The sequence below is a fragment of the Actinoplanes octamycinicus genome (genome assembly GCF_014205225.1).
GTDB classification, from domain to species: domain Bacteria; phylum Actinomycetota; class Actinomycetes; order Mycobacteriales; family Micromonosporaceae; genus Actinoplanes; species Actinoplanes octamycinicus.
Genome location: NZ_JACHNB010000001.1, coordinates 2,221,430 through 2,246,798 on the forward strand (window position 1 = coordinate 2,221,430; position 25,369 = coordinate 2,246,798).

A 25,369-nucleotide genomic window follows, 5' to 3' on the forward strand; every position below is an offset into this window, starting at 1 on the left:
GATCACCATAGGCAAAAGCATTCACCTTACGCAGGCGTCTCACTAATGCCATTCTGATCAGGTGCCGTGACACGGGGTAGGGAGTGGATCATGCGAGCGATCTGGAAAGGCGCGGTCTCGTTCGGTCTGGTGTCGATCGCGGTGAAGCTCTACTCGGCCACCGAGGAGAAGGACATTCGCTTCCACCAGGTGCATCGCACCGACGGCGGCCGGATCAAGTACCAGCGCACCTGCTCCGTGGACGGCGAGGTGGTCAGTTACGACGACATCGCCAAGGGATACGACATCGGCGGCGGGGAAATGGTGATCTTGACGGATGAGGACTTCGCCGATCTCCCGCTGAGCACCTCGCGCGCCATTGACGTGCTGGAATTCGTGCCGGCCGAGCAGATCGACCCGATCCTCTTCGCCAAGGCGTATTACCTGGAGCCGGAGGGGCAGGCGGCGAAACCGTACGTGCTGCTGCGGGACGCGCTGCGGGACGCCGACCGGGTGGCCGTCGTCAAGATCGCGATCCGGCAGCGGGAGCAGCTCGCCACCCTGCGAGTGCGCGACGACGTGCTGGTGCTCAACACGATGCTCTGGCCCGACGAGGTGCGGGCGCCGGAGTTCGGCTTCCTCGACGACGACATCGAGACCCGGCCGGCCGAGCTGGCCATGGCGAGCTCGCTGATCGACTCGATGGCCGCGGACTTCCAGCCGGACGACTTCAGCGACAACTACCGGGCCGCGCTGCAGGAGGTCATCGACGCCAAGGTCGAGGGCCGCGAGGTGGTGCAACCGGAGGAGGCGGAGGAGGCGGCGCCCGCGGCGATCGACCTGATGGCGGCGCTCAAGGCTTCGGTGGAGCGGGCGAAGAAGGCGCGGGGGGAGGCGTCGTCCTCGTCCGGTGAGGAAAGCTCGGCCAAACCGGCCAAGAAGGCGGTGAAGAAGGCCACACCCGCGAAAAAAGCCACTAAAAGTACGCCGGCCGCCAAGAAGGCAGCGGCGCCGCGGAAATCGACCACGGCAGCGAAGGCCACCAAGAAGTCGGCGTAGCTAGGCTCTCCCCATGGTCTTCTTCCGGGTCTTCCCCCGCGGGGTGGCTCAGTGGCATTGACGTGGGCTGAGTCTTACCTGGGCAAGGTGCGTGCGAGCGTCGGGGACACCGACACGATCTTCTTCGTCGGGGCGCGCACCGTGGTGCTCGACGAGCAGAAGCGGCTGCTGCTGATCCAGCGGTCGGACAACCATCGCTGGGCCATCCCGGCCGGCGCGATGGAGCTGGGCGAGAGCATGGAGGAGTGCGCGGTCCGGGAGCTGTGGGAGGAGACCGGGCTGCGGGCCACCTCGCTGACGCCGTACGCGTTCTACACGGCGTACACGTACACCAACGACTACGGGCACACGTACCAGCAGGTGCTGATGACCTTCGTGGTGCACAGCTGGGAGGGCGAGCTGGTCCGGGTGACCGAGGAGAGCGTGGACGCCGGCTGGTTCCCGCTGGACGCGCTGCCCGGCCCGAAGTCGTTTGTGATCGACGAGGCACTGGCCGACCTGGAGACCTTCACCACAACCGGTCGCCTGGTGATGAAGTAGCGATCTTCGGCAGGATGGCCCCTCGTGGCCGACCGTAAACGCCGACTGAGCGTGGACCTCACCCCGTTACGCACCTCCCGGGACTTCCGGCTCGTCTTCGTCAGCGGCGCGGTGACCAGTTTCGGGTCGTTCATCAGCTACGTCACCATTCCGTACCAGGTGGCGAAGCTGACCGACGATCCGCTGATGGTCGGCCTGATCGGGGTCTGCGAGCTGGCCCCGATCCTGATCATGGCGTTCGTCGGCGGGGCGCTCGCCGACTACCTGGACCGGCGGCTGCTGGTCCGGGGCAGCGAGGCGGCGCTCGCGGTGATCTGCGGCCTGCTGCTGGTCAACGCGCTCTCCGCCGAGCCGCACCTGTGGCTGCTCTACGTCTGCGCGTTCCTCACCGCGGCGGTGGCCGGCCTGCAACAACCGGCGATGGGCGCGATGCTGCCCCGGCTGGTGACATCCGGCGAGCTGCCGGCCGCGATGGCGCTGCAGTCGCTGAGCCGGCAGTTCTCCCAGCTGATCGGCCCGTCGCTGGCCGGCATCCTGATCGCCACCCTGGACCTGGCCTGGGTCTACACCTTCGACCTGCTCACCTTCGCGGTCTCGCTGGTGCTGCTGACCATGGTCAAGGCGGTCCCGCCGCCGCCGGCCGCCGACCGGCCGTCGCTGCGGAGCGTGGCCACCGGCCTGAAGTACGCCACGTCGCGGCCGGAGCTGCTCGGCACCTACCTGGTCGACATCAACGCGATGTTCTTCGGCATGCCGTCCGCGCTCTACCCGTTCCTGGCCGACCGGCTCGGCGGCCCGCAGGTGCTCGGGCTGCTCTACGCCGCCCCGGCGGTCGGCTCGCTGGTCGCCACGGTCGGCTCCGGCTGGACCCAGCGGGTGCACCGGCACGGCCTCATGGTGATCATCGCGGCCGCGTTGTGGGGCGTCGGCATCGTCGGCGTCGGTCTGTCCCAGATGCTCTGGCTGACGCTGTTCTGCCTGGCCTTCGCGGGCGCCGCGGACATGGTCTCCGGCCTGTTCCGCATGATCATCTGGAACCAGACCATTCCGGATCACCTGCGCGGGCGGCTGGCCGGCATCGAGATGCTGTCGTACACCACCGGGCCGCTGCTCGGCCAGCTCCGCTCGGGTCTGATGGCCCGCACGTCGCTGGGCGTGGGCGGGTCGATCTGGGTGGGCGGCGTGCTCTGCGTGGCGGGCAGCCTGGCGCTGGCCGCGGCCCTGCCGAAGTTCGTCAGATACAACGGGGAGCACGGGGTGGCCCTGAAGGAGGCGGCAGACGCCGAGTGGGCGGCGTCGGCCGAGTCCCGCGCCGCCGCCGCTGGCTGACCAGGCTCGGCCCCGCGGCGGGGTCAGCTGCTGACTCCGCCTTGAAGCTGACGAAGAGAATGCCGATGCCGGACTGGAACGTCTTCCCGGGTCGATCTACCTTGCGGCGCAAGGTACTCTGTTGTGCATGGCAGAGGCATCCGCGTTGGCCTCCGGTCTCCGTCGAGGGACGTTGGAGTTCTGTGTGCTCGCGATGGTGGAGTTCGAGGACCGGTATGGCACCGAGATCGTCCGCCGGCTCGGGGAGGAGCGCACGCTCGCCGCGACCGAGGGCACGATCTATCCGCTGCTGTCCCGGCTGCGCCGCGGCGGCATGCTGGACAGCAAGTGGGCCGAGTCGCCCAGCGGCCCGCCCCGCCGCTACTACAGCCTCACCCCGTCCGGGCGGGAGGCGTTGTCGACCTTCCGCACCGAGTGGGTGTCGTTCCGTCAGACCGTCGACCGTCTCGTGGGAACCGGTGAGATCGCATGAACCCGAACCAGACCGACGTGGTCGGTGAGTACCTGCACGAGGTGGAGCTGCGCCTGAGCGGGCTGCCGCTGCTGCAGCGCCGGGAGCTGCTGGCCGACCTGGCGGCGCACATCGCGACCGAGCGTACCGATCGCAACGTGCGCAGCGAGAGCGAGCTGATCGAGATCCTGGAGCGGCTGGGCAGCCCGGAGGTGGTGGCCGCCGCGGCTTACGAGGAGGCGGGCGCCGCCCGCTCGGCCACGGCCGCCCCCCCGCCGCCGTTCGCGGCCGCCGCGCCGCCGCCGTTCAGCGCGCAGGTGCCGCCGCTGGAGCCGTCGCCCGTCGCCCGGGCCGGGCAGCACGCCAAGTGGATCTTCGCGGTCCTCGCGGTCGTCGGCGTGGTGCTGGTGCTCTGCCTGGGTGCCGCGCTGACGGTGAACCGGGGCTCCGAGGACGCGCCGCCGCCCGCCTCCGTCGAGGAGCCGGTGACCCCGGAGACGCCGGTGCAGCCGGGCTAGTCCACCTGCGGCAGCGGCGGGCCGAGCACGTCGTCCGCGTCCACGATGGTGTACGCGTATCCCTGCTCGGCCAGGAAGCGCTGCCGGTGCGCGGCGTACTCGGTGTCGATGGTGTCCCGGGACACCACCGTGTAGAAGTGCGCCTGCCGCCCGTCGCCCTTGGGCCGCAGCACCCGGCCGAGCCGCTGCGCCTCCTCCTGCCGGGAGCCGAAGGTGCCGGACACCTGGATCGCCACCGCCGCCTCGGGCAGGTCGATGGAGAAGTTCCCCACCTTGGAGAGCACCAGGGTGCGCAGCTCACCGGAGCGGAACGCGTCGAAGAGCCGCTCCCGCTCCTTGTTCGTGGTCGAGCCCTCGACGATCGGGGCGTCCAGGTACTCCCCGAGGGTGTGCAGCTGGTCCAGGAACCCGCCGATGACCAGCACCTGCTCCTCGGGGTGCTTGTCGACCAGGGCTTTCACCACCGGCAGCTTGGTCCGGGCGGTGGCGGCGGCCTTGTACCGCTCCTCCGAGTCGGTCACCGCGTACGCCATCCGCTCCGCCTCGGTCAGCGTCACCCGCACCTCGACGCACTCCGCGGGCGCGATCCAGCCCTGCGCCTCGATGTCCTTCCACGGGGCGTCGTACCGTTTCGGGCCGATCAGCGAGAAGACGTCGCCCTCCCGGCCGTCCTCCCGGACCAGCGTCGCGGTCAGCCCGAGCCGGCGGCGGGCCTGCAGGTCGGCGGTGAACCGGAAGATCGGCGCCGGCAGCAGGTGGACCTCGTCGTAGATGACCAGCCCCCAGTCCCGGGCGCCGAACAGGTCCAGGTGGGTGAAGGCGCCGCCGCGGCGGGCGGTGAGCACCTGGTAGGTGGCGATGGTGACCGGCCGGATCTCCTTGCGCTCGCCGCTGTACTCACCGATCTCGTCCTCGGTCAGCGACGTGCGGGCGATCAGCTCGCGTTTCCACTGCCGGCCGGCGACCGTGTTGGTCACCAGGATCAGCGTGGTCGCCTTGGCGGTCGCCATCGCGGCCGCGCCGACCAGCGTCTTGCCGGCGCCGCAGGGCAGCACCACCACGCCGGAGCCGCCGGCCCAGAAGCCGTCGACCGCCTCCTGCTGGTAGGACCGCAGCGTCCAGCCGTCCTCGGCCAGGTCGATCGGATGCGCCTCGCCGTCCACGTAACCGGCCAGGTCCTCGGCCGGCCAGCCCAGCTTGAGCAGGGCCTGCTTGAGCCGGCCGCGCTCGGAGCCGTGCACCGCGATGGTCTCGTCGTCGAGCCGGGCGCCGAGCATCCCGGCCAGCTTCTTCGATTTCGACACCTCGAGCAGCACGATCTTGTCGAGGCCGCGCAGGACCAGGCCGTGCACCGGGTCGTTGAGCAGCTGCAGGCGGCCGTAGCGGTCCATCGTCTCGGCGACGTCGACCAGCAGGGCGTGCGGCACCGGGTACCGCGAGAACTTGATCAGGGCGTCGACCACGCTCTCCGCGTCGTGCCCGGCGGCCCGCGAATTCCACAGCCCGAGCGGCGTCAGCCGGTAGGTGTGCACGTGCTCGGGCGAGCGCTCCAGCTCGGCGAACGGCGCGATGGCCATCCGGCAGGCCTGGGCATCCGGATGATCGACTTCGAGGAGCAGGGTCTTGTCCGACTGAACGATCAGCGGTCCGCCGTTCACGCACAACCTCCGGTCAAAAGGCGACCCTCCAGTCTGCCACGGAAATCGGGTGCAACATTTCCGTGGTCCCGTGCGTGTGTACATACGGGCCGGGTCGTGACGCGACGGGGGCGTACACGGCCCGGCCAAAACGCGGTTACTCCTCGGTGACCGCCGCGGTGATCCGGTGCAGCGCGAAGGTGTGCAGGCTCTCGCCGCGCTCGTCCTCGGCCCGCAGGTAACCGGCGCTCAGCGAGACCGGACGGACCAGCCGGGACAGCGTGGCGCCGTGCGAGTCGACGTAACCCACCCAGACCTTGGCCCGGTCCCGGACCGCCTGCTGGAGCACCGCCATCGCCTGACTGTGCTGCTGCACCGCGGTCAGCCCGGGCACCGCCTGCCCCTGCGCCGCGCGGACGGTGACCGGCGCGCGGCGGGCCGCCCGGGTCGCGATGTCACCGCGCCGCAGCTGCTCCACCACCCCGGCCAGCCGCGGACCGGCCAGCGACGGCGGCCCGGCCGGCTCCATGATCCGCGGCGTGCGGCTCGGTGCCCGTCGCGCTTTCGGCCTGGTCAGCACGGTTGCCCCGCCGGCGTCCTCGGCCACCGGGGCGTAGCCGGCCTCGCGCAGCGCGCCGAGCAGCCGGGCCACCGGGCGCGGGCTGACCAGCACGGTCGGCGCGACCCGGCGCAGATCCAGACCGGTCACCCGCTTGTCCGCGAGCACCTCGACGATCAGCGCCTCGTCGTCGCTGCGCAGGTAGGAGCCGGCCGAACCGGCGCGCAGCCCGCCGTGCTTGCGGGCCGCGTCGTCGATCAGGTAGGTCAGCGTCTGCGGCACCGGCGTCCGGGACCGCCGCTGGAAGAGGGTGTGCAGCTCCGGCGCGGTGTACCCGACGTCGAGCGCGCGCCGCACGCTGGCCGGGGTGACCCGGAAGACGCTGGCCCCGCCGGCCGACTCCGGCTCGGCGATGACGTCCAGCTCGCCGGCCAGCTCCGGCTCCGGCGGGCCCGGCACCACCACCGTCAGGTCCGCCTGGACCAGGACGTGGTCGACGGGTGCGGGCAGCAGGTGGTCCAGGGCGCGGACCGCGTCCGCGGGGGACTCGTCGGGGTGCAGGCCGAGGGGATCGCTTTCGGTCGTCTCCGGGTCACTGAGCAGGAGCCTCGCGTACGAGGTGAGCGCGCCCAGCCCGGTCACCCCGAGCAGCGCTGCCCCGGAAAAGCCGTCCCGGTGCCCCAGCTCCCGCCCACGCGCCCGGCGGGGGGCCTGCCAGGCCAGCAGCGCCAGCAGGTCGTCGACCGCGGGGGCGGAGCCCGGCTCCAGGGCGGCGAGCGCGTCCAGCGCCTCCCGCCGGGCCTGCGGCGCCCCGGCCCGTTCCGCGTCCGGGGCCAGCGCGTTGATCGGCCGGTCCCGCTCGTCCCGCTTGCCGACCAGGCCGGGCTGCCGGGTCATGGTCAGCCAGGCGCGGGCCAGCGTGCTCCAGCGGTGTGCCATCCCGGCCGCCCGCCACAGGTCGTACGCCCCGGTGGGCAGGAAGATGTCCTGGACCGCGCCGGGGGCCCGGTGCACCGAGGTCTCCGACTCGCCGAGCAGCCCGGCCGCGTAGGCCACCTCGACCAGCAGCGCCGCGCCCGCCTCGTCCACGCCGGCCGCCCGGGCCAGCCGTTTCAGGTCGCGGACGCCCAGCCCGCCGGTCTTCAGCACCGGGGCCGGCTCGGCGGCGAGCGCCTCCAGCACCGCCTCGGTGGCCCGCACCGCCTCCATGGTCTGCCCGGCGCCGGCCGAGTCGATCGCTTTCGGGTCGCGGACCGGCGCCTCCGGCTGCGGCGGGAACGGGCGCAGCGCGCCCAGCGGCCCGGTGTCCCGGCGCAGCAGCAGCCCCACCTCGCGGGGCAGCTCGACCAGGTCGCCGTCGGCGCGCGGGGCCCGGCCGGCGTCCGAGATCGGGACCAGGATGTGCTGGTCGACCAGCCAGCGGATGGACTCGGCGACCTCGGTGCCGGCCCGGCCCGGCTCGCCGTTGCGGGGCTCGGCGGCCCGGCCCAGCGCGCCGACCGGCGGGCCGGCGGCCAGCCGGTCCAGCACCGCGCGGGCGCCCGGCGGCGCGGCCAGCACGGTGCGCCGCAGCTTGGCCCGGTCGGCGACCAGCGCCGCGGCGTGCGCGTCCAGATAGTCGGCGGGCCGGCCCAGCCCGGCCGGGTACGGCGAGGTCACCTCGTCGACCGCGGCCACCACCTGGAGCGCCTCCGGCGGGCCGTGCAGCAGGAACCGGACCCGGAGCCGGTCGATCGCCACCCGGACGTCGTCCGCGGCCACCCCGGCGGCCAGTTCCACGATGGCGTCCACCGAGGTGTGCGCGGTGTCAGCTGCCCGGGTGACCCGGGCGGCGTCCAGAATCGTCAGGGTGAACTCGTCCAGCCCGTCCAGGCAGCGGGCGACCGAGCCGCGCGACTGCGCGCGCACGGCCAGCGCCGAGATGTCGGCGGGCACCGGAACGACCAGATCAGGGCGCAGCTGAAGGAGCGCGCCCAGCGCCTCGTCGGGCAGCGACCGGAGTTGATCCGCAAATGTGGTGGCCATCGTCTTCAACGCTAACGTTCATGGGACGATGGTGACGGGTCCGGGCGTGGCCGGACCTCGATCAGAGGAGGGACCGCACGTGGCGACAGAGGGCAAGATGCCGGGCACCCAGGTGAAGAAGACCCGTGGCGGCTCGGCTGCCGGCGTCGACATGAAAGGCCACCTGAACGTCTCGGAGCTGGTCTCCGACCGGGCCGCCGCACCGTCCCCGTTCGGTGACGACCAGACCTTCCCGCTGCCGGTGGAGAGCCTGCGGTACCACGAGTCGCACGGCCAGTGACCGGCTCGCGTCCGCCGGCGCCGGCCGGTCGGGACGCCATGGACCGGCCGGCCCGGGCCGATGCGGTCGGGTTCGACCTGGACATGACCTTGATCGACTCCCGGCCGGGGATCCGCGAGGCGTATCGGGCTCTCACCGCCAGGACCGGCGTCTTCGTCGACGCCGATCTGGCGGTCTCCCGGCTCGGCCCGCCGTTGCGGGACGAGTTGCGCCACTGGTTCCCGCCCGAGGACGTCGAGGAGATGGTCACCACCTACCGGGCGCTCTACCCGGAGTTCGCGATCACCCCGTCGGTCCCGACCGCCGGCGCCGTCGAGGCACTCGCCGCGGTCCGCGCGGCCGGGCTCCGGGTCGTCGTGGTCACCTCGAAACTGGGCCGGCTGGCACGGTTGCACCTCGACCATCTGGGTATGCACGCCGACGAGCTGGCCGGTGACCTGTTCGCCGAGGGCAAGGCGTCCGCGCTGGTGGAGCACGGGGTGCGGTGGTATGTGGGCGATCACCGGGCGGACATGGTGGCGGCCCGGACGGCCGGTGTGCCGGGGATCGGCGTGGTCACCGGGCCGTGCTCGGCGGACGACCTCCGGGACGCCGGCGCTTCGTACGTGTTGTCCGATCTGACCGGCTTCCCGGCTCTGCTGAATGAGATTGCAGTTGGGTCCGGGCCCTCGGCTGGATAGGCTCCCCGTGAGCAGTTGTGTCCATTGAGTGAAGTTGAGGTCAGCGGTGCCCACGGGTCGAGTGAAGTGGTACGACGCGACGAAAGGATTCGGATTCGTCACCAGTGATGAGGGCGGAGACGTGTTCCTGCCCAAGGGTGCGTTGCCGGCGGGGGTCACCGACCTGAAAACGGGACAGCGGATCGAGTTCGGCGTGGTGGACAGCCGCAAGGGTGCCCAGGCGCTCGGGGTGAAACTCCTGGACGCCCCGCCGTCGCTCGCGCTCCGTGACGCCGAGGCGCGCCGCCGCCCGGCCGAGGAGACGGCCAGCATGATCGAGGACATGATCAAGGTCCTGGAGAACACCGTGCAGCCGGTCCTCCAGCGCGGCCGCTACCCGGACAAGAAGACCTCGCAGAAGATCGCGCAGCTGATGCACGCGGTCGCCGGCGAGTTCGAACTCTGAGGCCATCCGCCTATCGCATGAAGGACGGCACAGCAGGCGTCAGACCCGCCGCCGCCGCGCGCCCGAGCAGGGCGTCGGCGGCGGCGAGTCCGTCCTTGCCCAGGTCCAGGGTGAACTCGTTGACGTAGAGCTCGATGTGCTGGCGCACCACGGCGGGCTCCATCTCCTGCGCGTTCGCCAGGATGAACTCGTGGCTGGCGGCCGGGTCGAGCCAGCCCTTGCGCAGCGAGTCACGGACCCACTCGGTGGCCTGCGCCGGGTCGACCGAACCCTTGCGCGCCAGGATCGCGCCGAGCGGGATCGGCAGGCCGGTGTCCGACTCCCACCACTCGCCCAGGTCGGCCAGGGCGGTCAGGCCATAGCGCTGATAGGTGAACCGGGCCTCGTGGATGACCAGGCCGGCGTCGAACGTCCCGTCGGCCACCCCGGGCATGATCTGGTGGAACGGCACCACCACGATCTTCGCCGGCGGGCGCTCGGCGGACCAGAGACGCATCAGCAGGTAGGCCGTGGTGCGGTCGCCGGGCACCGCGACGGTCGCGCCGGTCAGGTCGGCGCGCCGGTCCCGGGTGAGCACCAGCGGGCCGCAGCCCCGGCCCAGGGCGCCGCCGCAGGGCAGCAGCTCGTAGCGGTCGAGCAGCCACGGCAGCGCCGCGTAACTCACCTTGACCAGGTCGAACTCGCCGCGCTCGGCGGCCGTGTTGGTCACGTCGACGTCCGCGAAGGTCAGGTCGACCGCGGGCGCGCCGGGGACCAGGCCGTGGATCAGCGCGTGGAAGACGAACGTGTCGTTCGGGCATGGGGAGACCGCGAGGGATAGCGCCACGGATCCACGCTAGCGCTGGTCAGGGCGACGCGCGTGATCGGTGTGCGGTCGCCTTCGCCACACGGCTCCCGGTCGTACGGAAAATGTCTGTCGGACCTCTGGTCCAGCGGCCCGGACCTTCCTAGACTCCGCCTTGTCGGATCATTTGATCCACCAAGGAGGCCCGTATGACGGTGACCGCCGCACCGGTCCGCCGCACCTGGATGGTCGCCTACGCGCTGGCCATGATCGGGGTGGCGGCCGGCTGGTTCGGGCCGATTCAGATCCTCCTCCCCGAGCAGGCCGCCCGGCTGGCCGGCGAGGGCGGCAAGGAGTCGCTGCTGGCCCTGGTCACCGCGATCGGCGCGGCCGCCTCGCTGGTGGCGAACCCGCTTTGGGGCGCGCTCTCCGACCGGATGCGGTCCCGCCGGCCGATCTTCCTGATCGGCGCCGCGATCGGCGTCGCCGGCCTGCTGGTGCTGGCGGTGGCCGACGCCCGCGGCCCGATGATCGCCGGATGGGTGCTGGTCCAGATCGGGCTGAACGGGCCGCTCGCCGCGCTGGCCGCGATGATCGGCGACCGGGTGCCGGAGCGGCAGCGTGGCACGGTCGGCGCGCTGTTCGGCGTCGCCCAGATCGTCGGGGTGGTGCTCGGCACCGCGCTCGCCGTCGCGGTCGGTCAGGGCACGCCCGGATACGTCGCGGTGGCCGTGGCGGTGCCCACCCTCGGCGCGGCCCTGCTGCTGATCAGCCGGGAGCCCGCGCAGGTCGCCGAGCCGGTCCCGATCGCGTGGGCGGTGATCCTGCGGCCCGGCGCGCAGTTCGCCTGGGCCTGGCTGATCCGCTTCCTGCTCAACCTGGTCAACGCGCTGGTCCTGGTCTATCTCTTCTACTACCTGTCGGACCAGGTGGGGGTCGGTGACGCGGCGCTCTGGGTGCTGGTGCTGACCGTGGTGAACGTGCTGGTCGCCGGTGCGGTCGGGTTCGCCGGCGGGGTGCTCTCGGACCGCTGGGAGCGGCGCAAGATCTTCGTCGCGGTGGCCGCGGTGACCCTGGCGGCCGGGACCGTGCTGCTCGCCCTGGTGCCCGTGGCAGCCGTCGCGATCGTGGCGTCGGTGCTGGTCGGCGCCGGGTGGGGCGGCTACGTCGCGGTCGACATGGCGGTCATCACGCACGTGCTGCCGGACGCCGAGACCCGGGCCACCATGCTCGGCGTCGCCAACATCGCCGGGACCCTGCCGCAGCTGCTCGCCCCGGTGATCGCCGCGCCGATCGTCACCGCGCTCGGCGGTTACCCCGCGCTCTACCTGCTCACCGCGGCGGTCGCGGTGCTCGCCCTCGCCTGCCTGCCCCGGCTCACGGCGCTGTCCTGAAAGGATCGTCCATGCGCTTCCCACCCGGTTTCCGGTTCGGCATGGCCACGTCGGCCTACCAGATCGAGGGCGCCTGGGACGCCGGCGGCAAGGGCCCGAGCATCTGGGACACGTTCACGGCGCGGCCCGGCACGGTCCGGCACGGCGAGGACGCCAAGGTCGCCATCGACCACTATCACCGGTACGCCGAGGACGTCACGCACATCGCCGAGTCCGGCGTGCGGGACTACCGGTTCTCGATCTCCTGGCCGCGGGCGCTGGCCGGCCTCGGCTTCTACGACCGGCTGGTGGACGAGCTGCTCGCCGCCGGGGTCCGGCCGGTGCCCACGCTCTACCACTGGGACCTGCCGCAGGAACTGGAGGACCGGGGCGGCTGGCTGAACCGGGACACCGCGCACCGGCTCGCCGACTACGCCGGCGCGGTGGCGCTGAGACTCGGCGACCGGGTCCGCGACTGGATCACCATGAACGAGATGAACGTGCACACCCTGTACGGGTACGCGCTGGCCGACCACGCGCCGGCCCGCGGCCTCGGGCTGGCGGCGCTGCCGGCCGCCCATCACCAGCTGCTCGCGCACGGGCTGGCGGTGCAGGTGCTGCGCACCCACGGGGCGGCCGCGGTCGGCATCGCCAACCAGCACTTCCCGGTCCACCCGGCGAGCGACGACCCGGCCGACGCGGTCGCCGCCGAGATGTTCCGGGCGCTGACCAACTGGACGTTCTCCGACCCGATCCTGCTCGGCGACTACCCGGACGAGACGATCCGGGCCGGGGTGGGCACGCCCGACGCGCAGCTCGACCGGGACCTGGCGCTGATCGGGGCGCCGCTCGACTTCTACGGGGTCAACTTCTACGAGCCGACGGCGATCGAGGCGCCCCGGGCCGGGAAGGACTACTCCGGGATCCTCGAAGTGGACATCCCGGACGGCATGCCGTTCTCGCCGGTGCTGGTGAAGAGCGACGAACGCACCGACTTCGGGTGGGCGATCGTGCCCGAGGCGCTCACCGAGATCCTGGTCGCCCTGAAGGACCGGTACCCGTCACTGCCGCCGATCATCGTGACCGAGAACGGGGCGTCGTTCCACGACGCGCCGCCCGGCCCGGACGGGCGGGTGCGCGACCCGCGGCGGATCTCCTACTTGGACGGTCACCTGCGCGCGGTGGCGGCGGCGATCGAGGCCGGCGTGCGGGTGGAGGGGTATTACGTCTGGTCGGCGTTCGACAACTTCGAGTGGGCGGCCGGATATGACGAGCGGTTCGGGCTGGTCCATGTGGATCGGGAGACGCTCGCCCGCACCCGCAAGGACTCCTGGTACTGGTACCGCGACCTGATCGCCGCCCAGCGGTAGCCGGGCACGCTCGCCGGCCGACCCTGTGTCGGTCTGGCCCTGTGTCGGTCTGGCCCTGTGTCGGCCTGGCCCTGTGTCGGCCTGGCCCTGTGTCGGTCCGGCCCTGTGTCGGTCCGGCCCTGCGTCGGTCTGGCCCTGTGTCGGTCTGGCCCTGTGTCGGCCCGGCCCTGTGTCGGCCCGGCCCTGCGCAGGTTTGGGCCCGCGCAGGTTCGGCGCGCGCGGGTCTGACCTCGCGTAGGGCCGGCTTACTTGCGGAGCTGGTCGACGAAGTTGTCGGCAAGGCGGGTCAGGCGCTCCGCCCGGCCCTCCTCGGCCCAGCCGTCCACCAGGCTGAGCAGGCTGCTGCCCTCGACCAGAATGATGAAGTCGTCGATGACCGCCTCGTCAGCCACGCCCGCCCGCACCTCGTCCCGCTCCCGCGCCTCCCGCAGACAGGTCCGTAGATGCTCGCGGATCACCCGGTGCGACTCCCGCCGCGACCCGGCCAGCCGCGGATGCGACAGCGCCGCCCCGGCGAACGCCACGTTCACATGCGCGTCCGCCGCCCGCTCCGGATCGATCGGCAGCACCGAGTCAAGCGCCGCCCGAAGCGCCGCCAGCCCGAACAACTCCCCGCCGATCCGAAACGCCCGCTCCACGATCCGGTCATAGACCGCCCGCTGCGCGGCGACCAGAATGTCGTCCTTCCCGCCAAGGAAGTGCGCCAGCACGCTGAGCGAACACCCCGCCTCATCAGCGATCGCCCGAGTCGTGGTCCCCTCAACCCCGCGCGCCCGAACCACCCGCCAGGTGGCCGCGAGAAGCTCCGCCCTGCGCACCTCGTGGTCGACCAGCCTCGGCACAGCCCCAGCCTATGCCCCACGCCTCGCGTTGCCCGTCTCGCGTTGCCCGTCTCGCGTTGCCCGTCTCGCGTTGCCCGTCTCGCGTTGCCCGTCTCGCGTTGCCCGTCTCGTCTTGGCCGCCTCGTCTTGTCCGCCTTGCCCGCCTCGTCTTGTCCGCCTCGCCTCGCCCACCGAACCATCCTCGCTGCCGCGACGCCGCCCGCTCGATCACGGATCCTTTTTCGGTACGACTCGCAGCCCCGTGCCAACCGGGCCGCGAGGTCCCGGCCTGCTCCGGGCCGCGGCGCGGGTCGTGCGGGTCCGCTGTGCTTCGCGATGCTCGGGGCTGCTCACGGCCGCACCGCGCCTCGCGGTCGCTGCAAGTCCACCCGCCTGCCCGCCCCGCCTGCCTTGCGCGCGCCTGCTCTCCGCCCGCCTTGCTTTGCGCCTGCCTGCCCTGCGCTGCCTGCTTAGCGCCTGCCTGGCCAGCGCCTGCCCGCTCAGCGCCTGCCTGGCCAGCGCCTGCCCGCTCAGCGCCTGCCCGCTCAGCGCCTGCCCGGCCAGCGCCTGCCCGCTCAGCGCCCGCCCTCCCTGGGGGAGCCGCCTTCGACCAGTGTGGTGGAACGCCGCGCTCGCTGGAGGGTGGGTTGTGGACAAGCCCCGGATGTGGAAAACGCGGGGGCGATGAGTGGGTATGGGCCGGTTGGCGCGGAGCGCTTGTGACGGGGACCGAGAACCGATTCGCCGGGGGATCGGGAACGGTTCAGGCGGTGCGACACGGACCAGAAGTCGGCAGCTCAAGCGGGTGGGGCGGGGGCTTGGAAACGGCCCGGCGGTGAGGCGGGGGCCGGGAGCAGGTTGGGGGCGGTGAGGCGGAAGCGGGGGCCGCTCGGGGCGGTGAGGCGGGAGCGGGGGCCGCTTGGGGCGGTGAGGCGGGAGCGCGGCCGGTTGGGGGCGGTGAGGCGGGAGCGGGGCCGCTTGGGGCGGTGAAGCGGGGCCGCGCCGGGGGCCGGGGGGCCGGTTGGGGGCGCTGAGGCGCGGCGGGGCGCCGGTTCCGGCGGTGAGGTGGGGACCGGATCGGGCGGTGGAGTTGGTGGCGGAGTTGGTTCAGGCGGTGGGGCGGGGAGCGGGCTCGGCCGTGGTGAGGTGGTTCAAGCGGCGGGCGAGGGGGAGGGTGAGGATTACGCCGACTACCGGGATCAGGAAGGCTATGCGGAGGCCGATCGGGTCGGAGAGGGCGCCGAGCAGGACCGCGCCGAGCAGTGCGCCGCCGTAGTTGAAGAGGTTCACCCGGGCGATCACCTCGTCGCTGCTCTCCTTGGCGGCTTCGCCGGCCGCGCTGAATGCCAGCGGGACCAGGACGCCGACGCCGATGCCGGCGATGGCGAAGCCGGTGACGGCGGCGCCGACCGAGGGGATCAGGACCACCACGGCACAGCCGGCGCCGGAGACGGCGAGTGAGCCCAGGGCCATCGCGAGGCGGCCGGCCCGAGGCACCAGGTGGTCGGCGATCAGGCGGCTGACCAGGACGGTGGCCTGGTAGGCGGCGTAGCCGAGCGGGGCCACCGAAGCAGCGGCGGCGAGCGAGTCCTCCAGGTAGACCGAGCTCCAGGTGCTCACCGCGGAGTCGACCAGGAACGCCGTGAAGATCAGCATGCCGCAGACCCAGACCACCCGGCGGACCGCGCGGCCGCCGGTCTCGTGGACGACGCTGGAGCGTTCGGTACGGCCCGGCTCGAAGGCGCGCCAGCCGATCAGGCCGACCAGCACGGCGAACGCGGCCGCGGTGCCGACCGCCACCGAGGCGCCGGCGCCGCTGGCCAGGGAACCGGACATGAGCAGCGCGGCGGCGATGGCGGCGGCGGTGTAGGCGGCGAAAAGGCGGCTCATCACGCTGCGGCCGAGGCGGGCCTGGACCAGGACGCCCTGCATGCTGAGCGAGGCGTCGACGGTGCCCAGGCCGATGCCGTAGAGCAGCAGGATGGTCACGAAGATCGCGTTCGGGGTGCCGACCGTGGTGCCGGCCAGCCCGGCGCCGACCAGGAACAGGCCGCCGGCCAGGGCGTATCGGCTGCCCCAGCGGTTGGCGACCTGGTCGGCGAGCACCGAACCGCCGGCCGCGGCGACGCAGACCAGCAGGAGGATGGCGGAGACGAAGGCGTCGGTCAGGTCCTGGCGATCCTTGAACGCGGGCAGGGCGGTGACCACCGCGGCGTACCCGAGGCCCTGAGCGGCATAGCCGGCGCCGATCAAGCGGGCGCGGGCCGCGGCGCTCATGTCGTTCATCGTGCCTCGCTCAGCATCCGGCGGTCGATGACTTCCGTTCGTGGCGGGCCGGCCGGGGGTCCGGTGGCGTCTTCAGCGACGAAAGTCACATGCTCGTTCAGCGCAGCATGCCGGGCTCGATCATCAACAGCAACAGATTCCTGTAAAAGAATTCACCTTCTTGGGGCTGGTGTGCCCAGAGGTGGAAACCCGGAGCAGCGCGGGACGCGACTCAGGGGAGAGTCAGCGGGGCGGGGCGGGGCGGCGGCGCGGGGCGCGACTCAGCAGAGAGTCAGCAGGGCTGGCGCGGCGGCGCGGAGGGCGGCGAAGGCGTCGGCCAGGCGCCAGGCGGCTCGATCGCGGGGGCCGATCGGGTTGGAGATCGTGCGGAGCTCTGCGAAGGGCAGGCCGGCGTCGGTGGCGGCGATGGCTACGCCGTAGCCCTCCATGGCTTCGGCGACCGCGTCCGGGAAGCGGGTGGCCAGGCGGGTGGTGGTCGCGGCGGTGCCGGTGACCGTGCTCAGCGTGAGGATGTCGCCGGTGACGGCGTGCGGGAGGGCCTCGGCCAGCGCTTTGAGCAGGGCCGGGTCGGTGGTTAGGACGCTGGTGCCGAAGCCCAGTTCCTCGATCGGGAGGAAGCCGTCCGGGGACTCCGCGCCCAAGTCGGCGGCGATCGTGCGGGTGCCCAGGACGGTGCCGCCGACGTCGGCCCGGCCAGGGAAGCCGCCGGCGATGCCGAGGCTGAGCACGGCGCGGTAGTCGCGCCGGGCGAGGAGCCGGGCGGTGCCGGCGGCGGCTGCGGCCGGTCCCACGCCGACCGCGGCGATCTCCAGCAGGCCATGGCCGGGACGGTCGGTCAGGGCGGCGCGCAGAGCGTCGGCCTCGGCGGCCACCGCGGTGACCGCCAGGATCGGGTATTGGGTCACGCGTCCTCGCCGGGGGTGGGGTCGCGGTCGGCCGGGTCGGCGGAGGACGGGCGGTAGACGTGGTAGCCGGGAGGGGCCACGGGACGGTCGGCGCGCTGGGTGGGGGCGTCGTCGGCCGGGAGGCCGGTGGGTCCGCCGGCCGGGCTGGTGCCGGGTGGTGCGGAGGCGGCGCCGGTGCGGCCGGTGGGCCGGTCGACGGTGGGGAAGCGGCGGGTTTCCCTCGCGGGGGTGGCCGGTTTCTCGGTGGCGGCCTTCTTCTTGCGGCGGGCCGGCCACCAGCCGCGGGCTCGGGGCTCGTCGACCAGCGTCGGATCCGTCGTGCGGCCACCGCGAGGGGCCGAGCCGGGGTGGGTCGTGCCCCGGCCGGGCGCGGATGACGCGCCGTCAGAGGAAGAACGACCGGAGCCCGGAGCGGTGGAGGCCGCGCTACCGGGGTGGCGAGGCGGGATGTCGAAGTCGCGGGTGCCCGGGGGCGGGGTGCCTGACGGCTTGGCGCCCGGCGGAGTGCTGCTCGGCGGGCGGCGCGGGGACGGCGGGTGGTGGCCGGCGCGCTCGGGGACCGTCGGGGCGTCCGGCCACGGGTCGGTGGCCTCGTAGAACAGGGCTTCCTCGTCGTCTCGGGGCGCGGTGGGCGTACCGGAAGGGTCGGAAGGGTTTTCGGGGCGGCCCGCCAACCGCTCGTTGTGCAGGCGGGCGGCGGACCAGGCGGCTCGGGCGGCGGCCAGGACGGACAGCACGGCGGCCAGGGCGATGCCGACGCGGCCGGTGAGCGGAATCAGGCCGAGGCCGCCACCGGCGACCCAGGCCAGCATCAGCACGGTCTCCGAGTGGGCGAACGCGCTGGCTCGCAGGCGCTCCGGGACGCGCTCCTGGATGCTGGCGTCGACGGCCAGCTTGGCGATGCCGCTGAAGATCGCGGTGAGCAGCGCCAGCAGGGTGATCGTGGCCAGGTTGTAGAAGACGGTGGCCAGGATCGCCACGCCGGCGGTGACCACCAGGCCGCTGGACTGCAGGGCGAGCGGGCGGCGGATGCGCAGACCGGTGCCAGCCGCGGTGGACAGGAAGGTGCCGAGCGCCAGCGCGCCGCCGACCAGGCCGACCGCCGACCCCTTGCTCAGGGTGAAGCCGAGGACCCGGGTGTCCAGGTCACCGGCCATGATCGCGAAGGTCAGGTAGAGCAGCAGGAAACCGTAGAGCAGGCGCAGGCCGGAGCTGCCGATCAGGGCGGCCACCACCAGGCGCCCGGAGAGCGGACGGTCCGAGCCCCGGTTGAGCCCGAGGACGGTGCGCCAGGCGCGGGGCATCGCCTCCGGCGGGTCGGAGTCGGCGCGGGGCGGCAGGCGCAGCGCCACCACCATGCCGACCAGGAAGATCAGGGTGGCCACCCGCAGTGGCCACTGTGGGCCGAACTTGAAGGCGAGCAGGCCGATCGGGGCCACCACGGCGCCGGCGAAGGTGCCGTAGACGCTGGCCCGGGCACCCACCTGGGACAGCCCGACCCCCTCGGGCAGCAGCCGGGGGACCGCGGCCGAGCGGGCCACCCCGTAGGCCCGGGACAGGGCGAGGACGCCGAACGCCGCCGGATAGAGCGCCCAGCCGACCAGGTGGTCGGACATCACGAAGGCCAGGAACGCCCGGCCCAGCATGGTCGCCGCGAGCGCCCACCGCCGGCCGTGCCGGAAGTGGTCGAGCAGCGGACCGACCACCGGCGCCAGCAGCGCGAACGGCACCATCGTGATGAGCAGGTAGAGCGCGACCTTGCTGCGGGCCTCGCCGAGCGGGACGCTGAAGATCGTCCCGGCCAGGCCGATGGCGATCAGCGCGTCGCCGGCGCAGGAGACCGCGTGCAGGTCGAAGAGCCTGATCATGCCGATCTCGTTGGCCGCGCCGCGAGCGCGGGCGAGGCCGACCCGGCGGGTCGCCCAGGCGCCGGCGCCCAGCGAGCCGCGCACCACCAGGCGCACGGCTTTGATGCCGGTCCCGACGGTGCGTCCGAGAGTGGGAAGCAGCGCCATGGGAACCATCCTGACCTATTCGGGCGACCAACGGCTCGCCTTGTCCACAGGTATCTGGGGAGTCGTTGCGGCGCGTGCGGCCCAGTAGGCAACAATGGGCGGGTGACCTCCAGGACCACCACCCGTGCCGCCCGACTCGACCAGGTCTGTGCCGATGCCGTCGGTGTGGCCCGTGGCGCGATCACCGATGTGGACCCCACCGATGTCGGCGAGCACCTCGAGGTGATCGCCGAGGGCGACCGGGTGGTGACCCACTTCTTCGAGTCGCACCTTGACGGTTACCGCGGCTGGCGCTGGGCCGTCACGGTGACCCGGGTGCCGCGCAGCCGGCACGTGACGATCTGCGAGACCGTCCTGCTGCCCGGCCCGGACGCGCTGATGGCCCCCGGCTGGGTGCCGTGGAACGAGCGGGTGCAGCCCGGTGACCTGGGGGTCGGCGACCTGATGCCGACCGCGCCGGACGACGACCGGCTGACCCCGGGCTACGTGCTGAGCGACGACGCCGCGGTCGAGGAGGTCTCCTGGGAGCTCGGCCTGGGCCGGTCCCGGGTGATGTCCAAGGACGGCCGGATGGAGACCGCCCAGCGGTGGTATGACGGCGAGGCCGGCCCGGAGGCCCCGATCTCCACCGCCGCGCCGCGCAACGCGCGCTGCGGCACCTGTGGGTTCTACCTGCCGCTGGCCGGTTCGCTGCGGCAGATGTTCGGCGTCTGCGGCAACCTCTACGCGCCCGACGACGGCCGCGCGGTGAGCGCCGACCACGGCTGCGGGGCGCACTCCGAGGCGCTGCTGGCCGGCGCCGAGCAGCCGGTCGACGAGCTGCCCACGGTCTATGACGACAGTGAGGTGGAGACCGTGGCGGTGAGCCGCGGCCACGGCTCGGTGGAGTCAGGTGAGCCGGCCGAGGATTACGGCCACAGCTAGGAGCTCTCCTCCACGCGGAACTCCGGGTGCGTGAGCGCCCGGCGCCGTTTCCGGTTCCGATCGTGGACGATCATCGTGATCAGGCCGGGGATGCCGACCACGAAACCGGCCACGGCGATCTCGAACCACTCGTCGGGTGCGCCGGCGAGCCGGAGGACGACCGCGGCGATCACGAACGCGGCGAGCCCGGCGAGCGCGAACGGGACCATCGGCGGATCCAGCGGCTCCGGGCGTGGTTTGGTGCCGGTCACCACGGTGAGACCGGCCGGCGATGCGTCAGCCCGGGTCGCTGGAGACAGGTCACTCACTCCGACAGGGTAAGGCCATTACGGAACGTCTCGGCGCAGGACGTGAGAGTTGTAACATCACAGCGCTTTTGCCGAGGTCATCCGGTCTGAAAGCATGCGCGCGTCGTTCACTGTGCCACCCCGGAAGGGTCAGCATGTCATCAGTTGTAGAGACCTCCGCGCCGCGGAACGGTTTCGACCGCTTTTTCGAGATAACGAAGCGTGGCTCAACGCTGAGCCGTGAGATCCGTGGCGGTTTCGTCACTTTCTTCACGATGGCCTACATCGTCGTCCTCAACCCGCTCATCCTGGCCGGTGGTGCCGACCAGACCGGGGCGCACCTGCCGCTGGCCGCGCTCGCGGCGGGGACCGCGCTGGTCGCCGGCGTGATGACCATCCTGATGGGTGTGGTGGCCCGCTTCCCGCTGGCGCTGGCCGCCGGGCTGGGCGTGAACGCGCTGGTCGCCTACGAGATCGCCCCGCAGATGACCTGGGCCGACGCGATGGGCCTGGTGGTGATCGAGGGTGTGCTGATCGGCATCCTGGTGCTCACCGGCCTGCGGACCGCGGTGTTCAAGGCGGTCCCCACCCAGCTCAAGACCGCGATCGGGGTGGGCATCGGCCTGTTCCTGATGATCATCGGGCTGGTCGACTCGGGCTTCGTGCACCGGGTGCCGGACGCCTCCAACACCACCGTCCCGGTCGAGCTGGGCCTGGGCGGCAAGCTGCTCACCTGGCCGACCCTGGTCTTCGCGCTCGGCCTGCTCTTCACCCTGGTGCTCTTCGTCCGCAAGGTGAAGGGCGCGATCCTGATCGGCATCCTGGGCACCACGGTGCTGGCCATCGTGGTCGAGGCGATCGCCGGCGTCGGCTCGGTGGTCAAGAACCCGCACGGCTGGTCGCTGAACGTGCCGACCATGCCGGAGAAGGTGGTCGGCAGCCCGGACCTGTCGCTGCTCGGGCAGTTCAACCTGCTCGGCTCGTGGCAGGACGCCGGCTGGCTGGTCGCGCTGATGTTCGTCTTCACGCTGCTGGTGGCGGACTTCTTCGACACCATGGGCACGATGGTAGCGGTCGGCCAGGAGGGCGAGATGCTCGACGCCGAGGGCATGCCGCCGCGGACCAAGGAGATCCTGCTGGTCGACTCGATCGCGGCGGCGGCCGGCGGCGCGGCGAGCGTCTCCTCCAACACCTCGTTCGTGGAGAGCGCGTCGGGTGTCGGCGAGGGCGCCCGCACCGGCGTGGCGAACCTGGTCACCGGCGGGCTCTTCCTGGTGGCCATGTTCTTCTCGCCGCTGGTGCAGGTGGTGCCGTTCGAGGCGGCGTCGACCGCGCTGGTGGTGGTCGGCTTCCTGATGATGACCGCGGTCCGGCAGATCGACTGGACCGACTGGTCGATCGCGGTGCCGGCCTTCCTGACCATCACGATCATGCCGTTCACCTACTCGATCTCGAACGGGATCGGGGCCGGGATCATCTCCTACGTCGTGCTGAAGGCGGCCACCGGCAGGGCCCGGGAGATCCACCCGATCCTGTACGGGGTGGCGGTGCTGTTCGTGCTGTACTTCTGCCGCGGCCCGCTGGAGTCCTGGGTCCTCTGAGCTGCTTGACGTCGTCACCGGGTGCGTTAGCGTGCCCGGTGACGGCTGTCATACGGTCGATCGCATGTCGTTAGCCATGCTCATTAGCTAGGCTAAGTATCGTGACGGAGCGGGTGATGACGACGGAGCGCACAGCGGAGTCGCTGGCCAAGACGCTGCGGGAAGCGATCATCCGATTCAGCCGGCGAGTCCGCCAGGCCCGTCCCGTCGGTGACCTCACGTTCAGTCAGCTCTCCGCGCTGACCAGCCTCCAGCTGGCCGGCGCGCTGACGCCACGTGAGCTCGCCGATGTGGAACGGGTGCAGCCCCCGACGATGACCAAGATCATCGGGAAGCTGGAGGATCGCGGGCTGGTGGCGCGGACGCCGCACCCCACCGACGGGCGCCAGGTGATCCTGGCCGCCACCGACGAGGGCCGGGCGGTCTACGCGCTGCACGAGCGGGCTCGGAACGAGTGGCTGGCCGTGGAGTTGGCACGGCTCACCCCCGAGGAGCGGGAGACCCTCGCGCGCGCCGCGGAGATCATGCAGCGCGTCGCCCGCGGCTGAGAGCCCGCTGGTCGTCCGCTTCGTCACGCGACGATGACGCGTACGACAGCGAGGGGGCACCACCGCATGCGGGCAGTGCTGAACACGACCTTCCGATCCCTGCGAGTCCGGAACTATCGCCTCTTCGCCGGTGGCCAGCTGATCAAGCTGATCGGTGTCTGGATGATGTTCACCGCCCAGGACTGGCTGGTCCTGGAGTTGTCGGACAACTCGCCCGGGGCGCTCGGTGTGGTCACCGCCCTGCAGTTCGTCCCGGTCATGCTGCTGACCCTCTACAGCGGGCGGCTCGCCGACCGCTACGACAAGCGCAAGCTGCTGATCGTGGCGAACACGGTCTTCGCCGTCACCGCGGTCACCTTCGCGGTCATCGTCGCCTCCGGCATCGTCCAGCTCTGGCACGTCTTCCTCTTCGCGCTGCTCTTCGGCATCGCCAACTCGGTGGAGACGCCGGTCCGGCAGGCCTTCGTCTCCGAGTTGGTCGAGCTGCCGCTGCTGCCGAACGCGCTGGCCCTCTCCGCCGCCACCTTCAACTGCGCCCGGATCGGCGGCCCGGCGGTGGCCGGCGTGCTGCTCTCGCTGCTCTCCACCCGCGGCGTGTTCCTGATCGCCACCGCGCTGGCGATCGCCCCGGTCTTCACCTACCTACGGATGAACACCACCGAGCTGTACGGCATCGAGCGCGCGGCGCGCGGTGACGCCCGGGTGCTGGACGGCCTGAAGTACGTCGGCAAGCGCTCCGACCTGCTCCTGCCGATCTGTCTGATGGCGGTGGTCGGCATGATCGGCTTCAACTTCCCGGTCACCCTGGCCGCCCTGGCGAAGATCGACTTCCACGCCGGCGCCTCCTCGTTCGGCCTGCTCACCACGGCACTGGCGGTCGGGTCGCTGGGCGGCGCGCTGGCCGGCAGCGCCCGGCGGTCCCGGCCCGGGGCGTACCGGGTGATCGGCGCCGCGCTGGCCTTCGGGGTGCTGGAGTTCGCGGTCGGGTTCGCCCCCACCTTCCTCAGCGCCATGCTGCTGCTGGTGCCGACCGGGTTCTTCTCGATCTATCTGGCCCAGGCGGCCAACCACCGGGTGCAGATGGGAGTGGACGCGGCGTACCGGGGCCGGGTGATGGCGCTCTACGTGCTGGTCTTTCTGGGCAGCACGCCGATCGGGGCGACGCTGGCCGGCTGGTGGGGCGAGCGGTACGGGGTGCCGTCGAGCATCTGGATGGGCGGGCTGGTGTCGTTCCTCGCCTCGGTGGTGGCGCTGGTGTGGCAGCTGCGCACCAGCGGCGACCGGTTGGAGTTCCGGGTGCGGCCCCGGTTCGGGATCCGGCTGGCTCCGGCCGGTGAGCGGCCGGCCGTGGAGCCGGCGGCCGGGGACGAGCGGTCCCCGGAGTCGTCCTCGGTGGACCGGTCGGCGGCGGAGCGTCCGGAGATCGCGCCGATCCAGGTCCGTGACCGGGTTTCCGGCCCGGATCGGGAGCAGGATCGGGATCGGCGGCCGGGCCGCGGGCGGGAGCCGGTGGCCCGCCTCTGACGGACCGGTTGTCCGCCCAGCGAAACGGAAACGGTGCCCGATGTCGGTAAGGAACCTGGCATTTAGGTAGTTGGCAGAATAGGTCCGCCGAACGGGTGTTCCCGACCGGCGGATCGGGGCATAACGTCGAAGAGTGGCGATGGTGCAACTGGTCGTGATCTCAGCGGCGTGGGTGACGCTGCTGGTCGTGCCGTGCGCCCGAGTCCTGCTCCGACGACCGGCTCCTCGCCGGTCCGCGCACTCGGGCCATCTGCCCCGGCGAGGCTCCGCGCCGCGCCGGGTGCCCGCCCCGGGTCGGCTGCCCCGCAAGGGATCGGCCCCGGCATCCTGGGCTCGCCGCCCCGGTGCACAGAACCGGGAGCTGCGCCGCCTGGACCGTGACATGCAGACCGTCGACGTGGCCGCCCGGGCGGCGGCGCTGCCCCCGGTCCCGATCGAGCAGCTCGCCTTCGACCTGCGCCGGCTCGACCGGCAGCGGCGCACCGGCCCGTTGCGGTCGTCCGAGGTGGGGATGGCCGCGCTGCTCCAGGCCTACGACGCGCGGCTGCGGCTGGCCTGCGCCTGCCTCGGCGTGACCGAGCACCTCCAGCCGCTGCAGGGCGTCGACCTGGAGCTCGAGCGCGTCCGCGTCGAGGGTCGGCTCGAGGCCGCCGGCCTGGCCCTGCGCGACTGACCCGGCGAGGGTCTGGCCCGCCGGCCGAGCGAGTGCGAGGCGTGGCAGGACAGGCCCTAGTCGGGCAGCGGCCACTCGTGGCGGGTGAAGTAGTTGCCCAGGGTGCTCTCCACCAGGGCGAAACCGGTGACCGGCCAGGGCGGGCCGGCGTAGCCGTCGAGAGCCGCCAGGAGGGCGCGGTCCTGTCGGTAGGAGACGGTCAGATGCGGCCGGAACGGTCGCGGGTCGATGGCGAACCCGGCGCCGTCCAGCGCTACCCTGACCGACTCCCGCAAGGTGGCCAGTGACTGCACATCGCCGGCCAGTCCGGCCCACGCCACCGGGCCGAACCGGCCGCCCCCGGCCAGCCGCAGCTGGAATCGGGCAGGTGGAACCACCGTGGCCAGCGCCTCAGCCACCGAGGAGAGCGGCGAATCGTCGTTGCGGCTCGCTGCCGAGGTGGCCGAGTTGTCGCTGCTGGTCGTTTCGGGTGCGGTCGACATGTCGCCTTTGGTGGGAGAGGCGGGTCGTGCGTCCTTCGCCGAGGCCACCGGCGGCGTGCGGGCCGTCTCGACCTCGCCCAGGAACGCCAGCGTGACATGCCACTTGGACGTGCGGGTCAGCCGTGCGCCGCCGGGCAGCGATCGGTACAGGTCCTCGCGCGCCGCCGCCGGCGGGAAGACGGCCACGAAAAGACTGCTCACGACCGCCTCGGGAGGGTGGGCGGTCTGCGGATGGCGGTAGCGGCCCCGCTCACCGGCCGCCCAGGCCCGACGC

At 72.3% G+C, this 25,369-nt stretch carries 24 protein-coding genes; 15 read left to right on the forward strand and 9 right to left on the reverse strand.

Going from position 1 to position 25,369, the window contains the following annotated elements:
- The first annotated feature begins 90 nt into the window (after positions 1–90).
- The 5 genes from ku to BJY16_RS10040 all read left to right on the forward strand — a co-directional run bounded on the left by ku (position 91) and on the right by BJY16_RS10040 (position 3,876).
- A complete protein-coding gene (gene ku / locus BJY16_RS10020) occupies positions 91–1,038 on the forward strand; it encodes a non-homologous end joining protein Ku (RefSeq protein WP_185038949.1) in 948 nt (315 codons plus the stop codon).
- Between the two features lie 51 nt (positions 1,039–1,089).
- Positions 1,090–1,578 carry an NUDIX domain-containing protein gene (locus tag BJY16_RS10025; RefSeq protein ID WP_185038951.1) on the forward strand — a complete coding sequence of 163 codons (489 nt, stop codon included), beginning with the start codon at positions 1,090–1,092 and terminating at the stop codon, positions 1,576–1,578.
- 24 nt (positions 1,579–1,602) lie between these two features.
- Positions 1,603–2,907 (forward strand): MFS transporter, encoded by a 1,305-nt coding sequence (locus tag BJY16_RS10030; RefSeq protein ID WP_185038953.1) that lies wholly within the window; start codon positions 1,603–1,605, stop codon positions 2,905–2,907.
- A 127-nt stretch (positions 2,908–3,034) separates the two neighbouring features.
- Complete coding sequence (locus BJY16_RS10035; protein WP_185038955.1) at positions 3,035–3,379, forward strand: PadR family transcriptional regulator; 345 nt, start codon at positions 3,035–3,037, stop codon at positions 3,377–3,379.
- On the forward strand, positions 3,376–3,876 hold the full coding sequence (locus tag BJY16_RS10040) for an HAAS signaling domain-containing protein (protein ID WP_185038957.1): 501 nt from the start codon (positions 3,376–3,378) through the stop codon (positions 3,874–3,876). The genes BJY16_RS10035 and BJY16_RS10040 overlap by 4 nt, the downstream gene beginning before the upstream one ends.
- Here the strand turns inward: BJY16_RS10040 and BJY16_RS10045 are convergent.
- A complete protein-coding gene (locus BJY16_RS10045; protein ID WP_185038958.1) occupies positions 3,873–5,534 on the reverse strand; it encodes a DNA repair helicase XPB in 1,662 nt (553 codons plus the stop codon). The two genes, BJY16_RS10040 and BJY16_RS10045, sit on opposite strands and share 4 nt — an antisense overlap.
- Positions 5,535–5,670: 136 nt before the next feature.
- Positions 5,671–8,097 carry a helicase-associated domain-containing protein gene (locus BJY16_RS10050; RefSeq protein ID WP_185038959.1) on the reverse strand — a complete coding sequence of 809 codons (2,427 nt, stop codon included), beginning with the start codon at positions 8,095–8,097 and terminating at the stop codon, positions 5,671–5,673.
- Positions 8,098–8,176: 79 nt separating this feature from the next.
- Here BJY16_RS10050 and BJY16_RS10055 point away from each other — a divergent pair, with 79 nt between their 5' ends.
- From BJY16_RS10055 to BJY16_RS10065, 3 genes are read left to right on the forward strand one after another with little or no spacing between them, the layout of a single operon-like run.
- A complete protein-coding gene (locus tag BJY16_RS10055) occupies positions 8,177–8,377 on the forward strand; it encodes a hypothetical protein (protein WP_185038960.1) in 201 nt (66 codons plus the stop codon).
- Between the two features lie 38 nt (positions 8,378–8,415).
- A complete protein-coding gene (locus BJY16_RS10060) occupies positions 8,416–9,057 on the forward strand; it encodes an HAD family hydrolase (RefSeq protein WP_185046374.1) in 642 nt (213 codons plus the stop codon).
- A gap of 46 nt (positions 9,058–9,103) precedes the next feature.
- Positions 9,104–9,502 (forward strand): cold-shock protein, encoded by a 399-nt coding sequence (locus BJY16_RS10065; protein WP_185038962.1) that lies wholly within the window; start codon positions 9,104–9,106, stop codon positions 9,500–9,502.
- Positions 9,503–9,512: 10 nt separating this feature from the next.
- Here the strand turns inward: BJY16_RS10065 and BJY16_RS10070 are convergent, their stop codons facing one another.
- Complete coding sequence (locus BJY16_RS10070) at positions 9,513–10,328, reverse strand: 1,4-dihydroxy-6-naphtoate synthase (RefSeq protein ID WP_185038964.1); 816 nt, start codon at positions 10,326–10,328, stop codon at positions 9,513–9,515.
- A 167-nt stretch (positions 10,329–10,495) separates the two neighbouring features.
- On the opposite strand from BJY16_RS10070, the gene BJY16_RS10075 reads away from it, so the two are divergent.
- Positions 10,496–11,680, forward strand: coding sequence for an MFS transporter (locus tag BJY16_RS10075; RefSeq protein WP_185038966.1), 1,185 nt, complete (start codon positions 10,496–10,498; stop codon positions 11,678–11,680).
- A gap of 11 nt (positions 11,681–11,691) precedes the next feature.
- Positions 11,692–13,029 (forward strand): GH1 family beta-glucosidase, encoded by a 1,338-nt coding sequence (locus BJY16_RS10080; RefSeq protein WP_185038968.1) that lies wholly within the window; start codon positions 11,692–11,694, stop codon positions 13,027–13,029.
- Positions 13,030–13,274: 245 nt separating this feature from the next.
- Here the strand turns inward: BJY16_RS10080 and BJY16_RS10085 are convergent, their stop codons facing one another.
- The 4 genes from BJY16_RS10085 to BJY16_RS10100 form a co-directional block, all read right to left on the reverse strand.
- Positions 13,275–13,871, reverse strand: a complete 597-nt coding sequence (locus BJY16_RS10085) for a TetR/AcrR family transcriptional regulator (protein WP_185038970.1) — start codon at positions 13,869–13,871, stop codon at positions 13,275–13,277.
- A 1,086-nt stretch (positions 13,872–14,957) separates the two neighbouring features.
- Complete coding sequence (locus BJY16_RS10090) at positions 14,958–16,136, reverse strand: MFS transporter (RefSeq protein ID WP_185038972.1); 1,179 nt, start codon at positions 16,134–16,136, stop codon at positions 14,958–14,960.
- Between the two features lie 260 nt (positions 16,137–16,396).
- The gene (locus BJY16_RS10095) at positions 16,397–17,041 is read right to left on the reverse strand and encodes a futalosine hydrolase (protein ID WP_185038974.1); all 645 of its coding nucleotides are present in this window, start codon (positions 17,039–17,041) and stop codon (positions 16,397–16,399) included.
- Positions 17,038–19,056 carry an MFS transporter gene (locus tag BJY16_RS10100; RefSeq protein ID WP_185038976.1) on the reverse strand — a complete coding sequence of 673 codons (2,019 nt, stop codon included), beginning with the start codon at positions 19,054–19,056 and terminating at the stop codon, positions 17,038–17,040. Before BJY16_RS10100 ends, BJY16_RS10095 begins: the two co-directional genes overlap by 4 nt.
- A 102-nt stretch (positions 19,057–19,158) precedes the next feature.
- Here BJY16_RS10100 and BJY16_RS10105 point away from each other — a divergent pair, with 102 nt between their 5' ends.
- Entirely contained in the window at positions 19,159–19,980 is an 822-nt protein-coding gene (locus BJY16_RS10105; RefSeq protein WP_185038978.1) for a DUF3027 domain-containing protein, read from the forward strand.
- On the opposite strand, the gene BJY16_RS10110 is transcribed toward BJY16_RS10105, so the two are convergent.
- Entirely contained in the window at positions 19,977–20,189 is a 213-nt protein-coding gene (locus BJY16_RS10110; RefSeq protein WP_185046375.1) for a DUF2530 domain-containing protein, read from the reverse strand. The genes BJY16_RS10105 and BJY16_RS10110 overlap by 4 nt on opposite strands.
- Before the next feature lie 233 nt (positions 20,190–20,422).
- Between BJY16_RS10110 and BJY16_RS10115 the strand changes: the two genes are divergently transcribed.
- From BJY16_RS10115 to BJY16_RS10130, 4 genes are all read left to right on the forward strand, one after another.
- Positions 20,423–21,868, forward strand: a complete 1,446-nt coding sequence (locus BJY16_RS10115) for an NCS2 family permease (protein ID WP_185038980.1) — start codon at positions 20,423–20,425, stop codon at positions 21,866–21,868.
- A 101-nt stretch (positions 21,869–21,969) separates the two neighbouring features.
- Entirely contained in the window at positions 21,970–22,416 is a 447-nt protein-coding gene (locus BJY16_RS10120) for a MarR family winged helix-turn-helix transcriptional regulator (RefSeq protein WP_373873433.1), read from the forward strand.
- A 66-nt stretch (positions 22,417–22,482) separates the two neighbouring features.
- Positions 22,483–23,940 carry an MFS transporter gene (locus BJY16_RS10125; protein ID WP_185038984.1) on the forward strand — a complete coding sequence of 486 codons (1,458 nt, stop codon included), beginning with the start codon at positions 22,483–22,485 and terminating at the stop codon, positions 23,938–23,940.
- Positions 23,941–24,079: 139 nt separating this feature from the next.
- Positions 24,080–24,613: a hypothetical protein gene (locus BJY16_RS10130; protein ID WP_260418544.1), complete on the forward strand. Its 534-nt coding sequence runs from the start codon at positions 24,080–24,082 to the stop codon at positions 24,611–24,613.
- Positions 24,614–24,669: 56 nt separating this feature from the next.
- Here the strand turns inward: BJY16_RS10130 and BJY16_RS10135 are convergent, their stop codons facing one another.
- On the reverse strand, positions 24,670–25,296 hold the full coding sequence (locus BJY16_RS10135) for a 2'-5' RNA ligase family protein (RefSeq protein WP_203758976.1): 627 nt from the start codon (positions 25,294–25,296) through the stop codon (positions 24,670–24,672).
- Positions 25,297–25,369 lie beyond the last annotated feature (73 nt).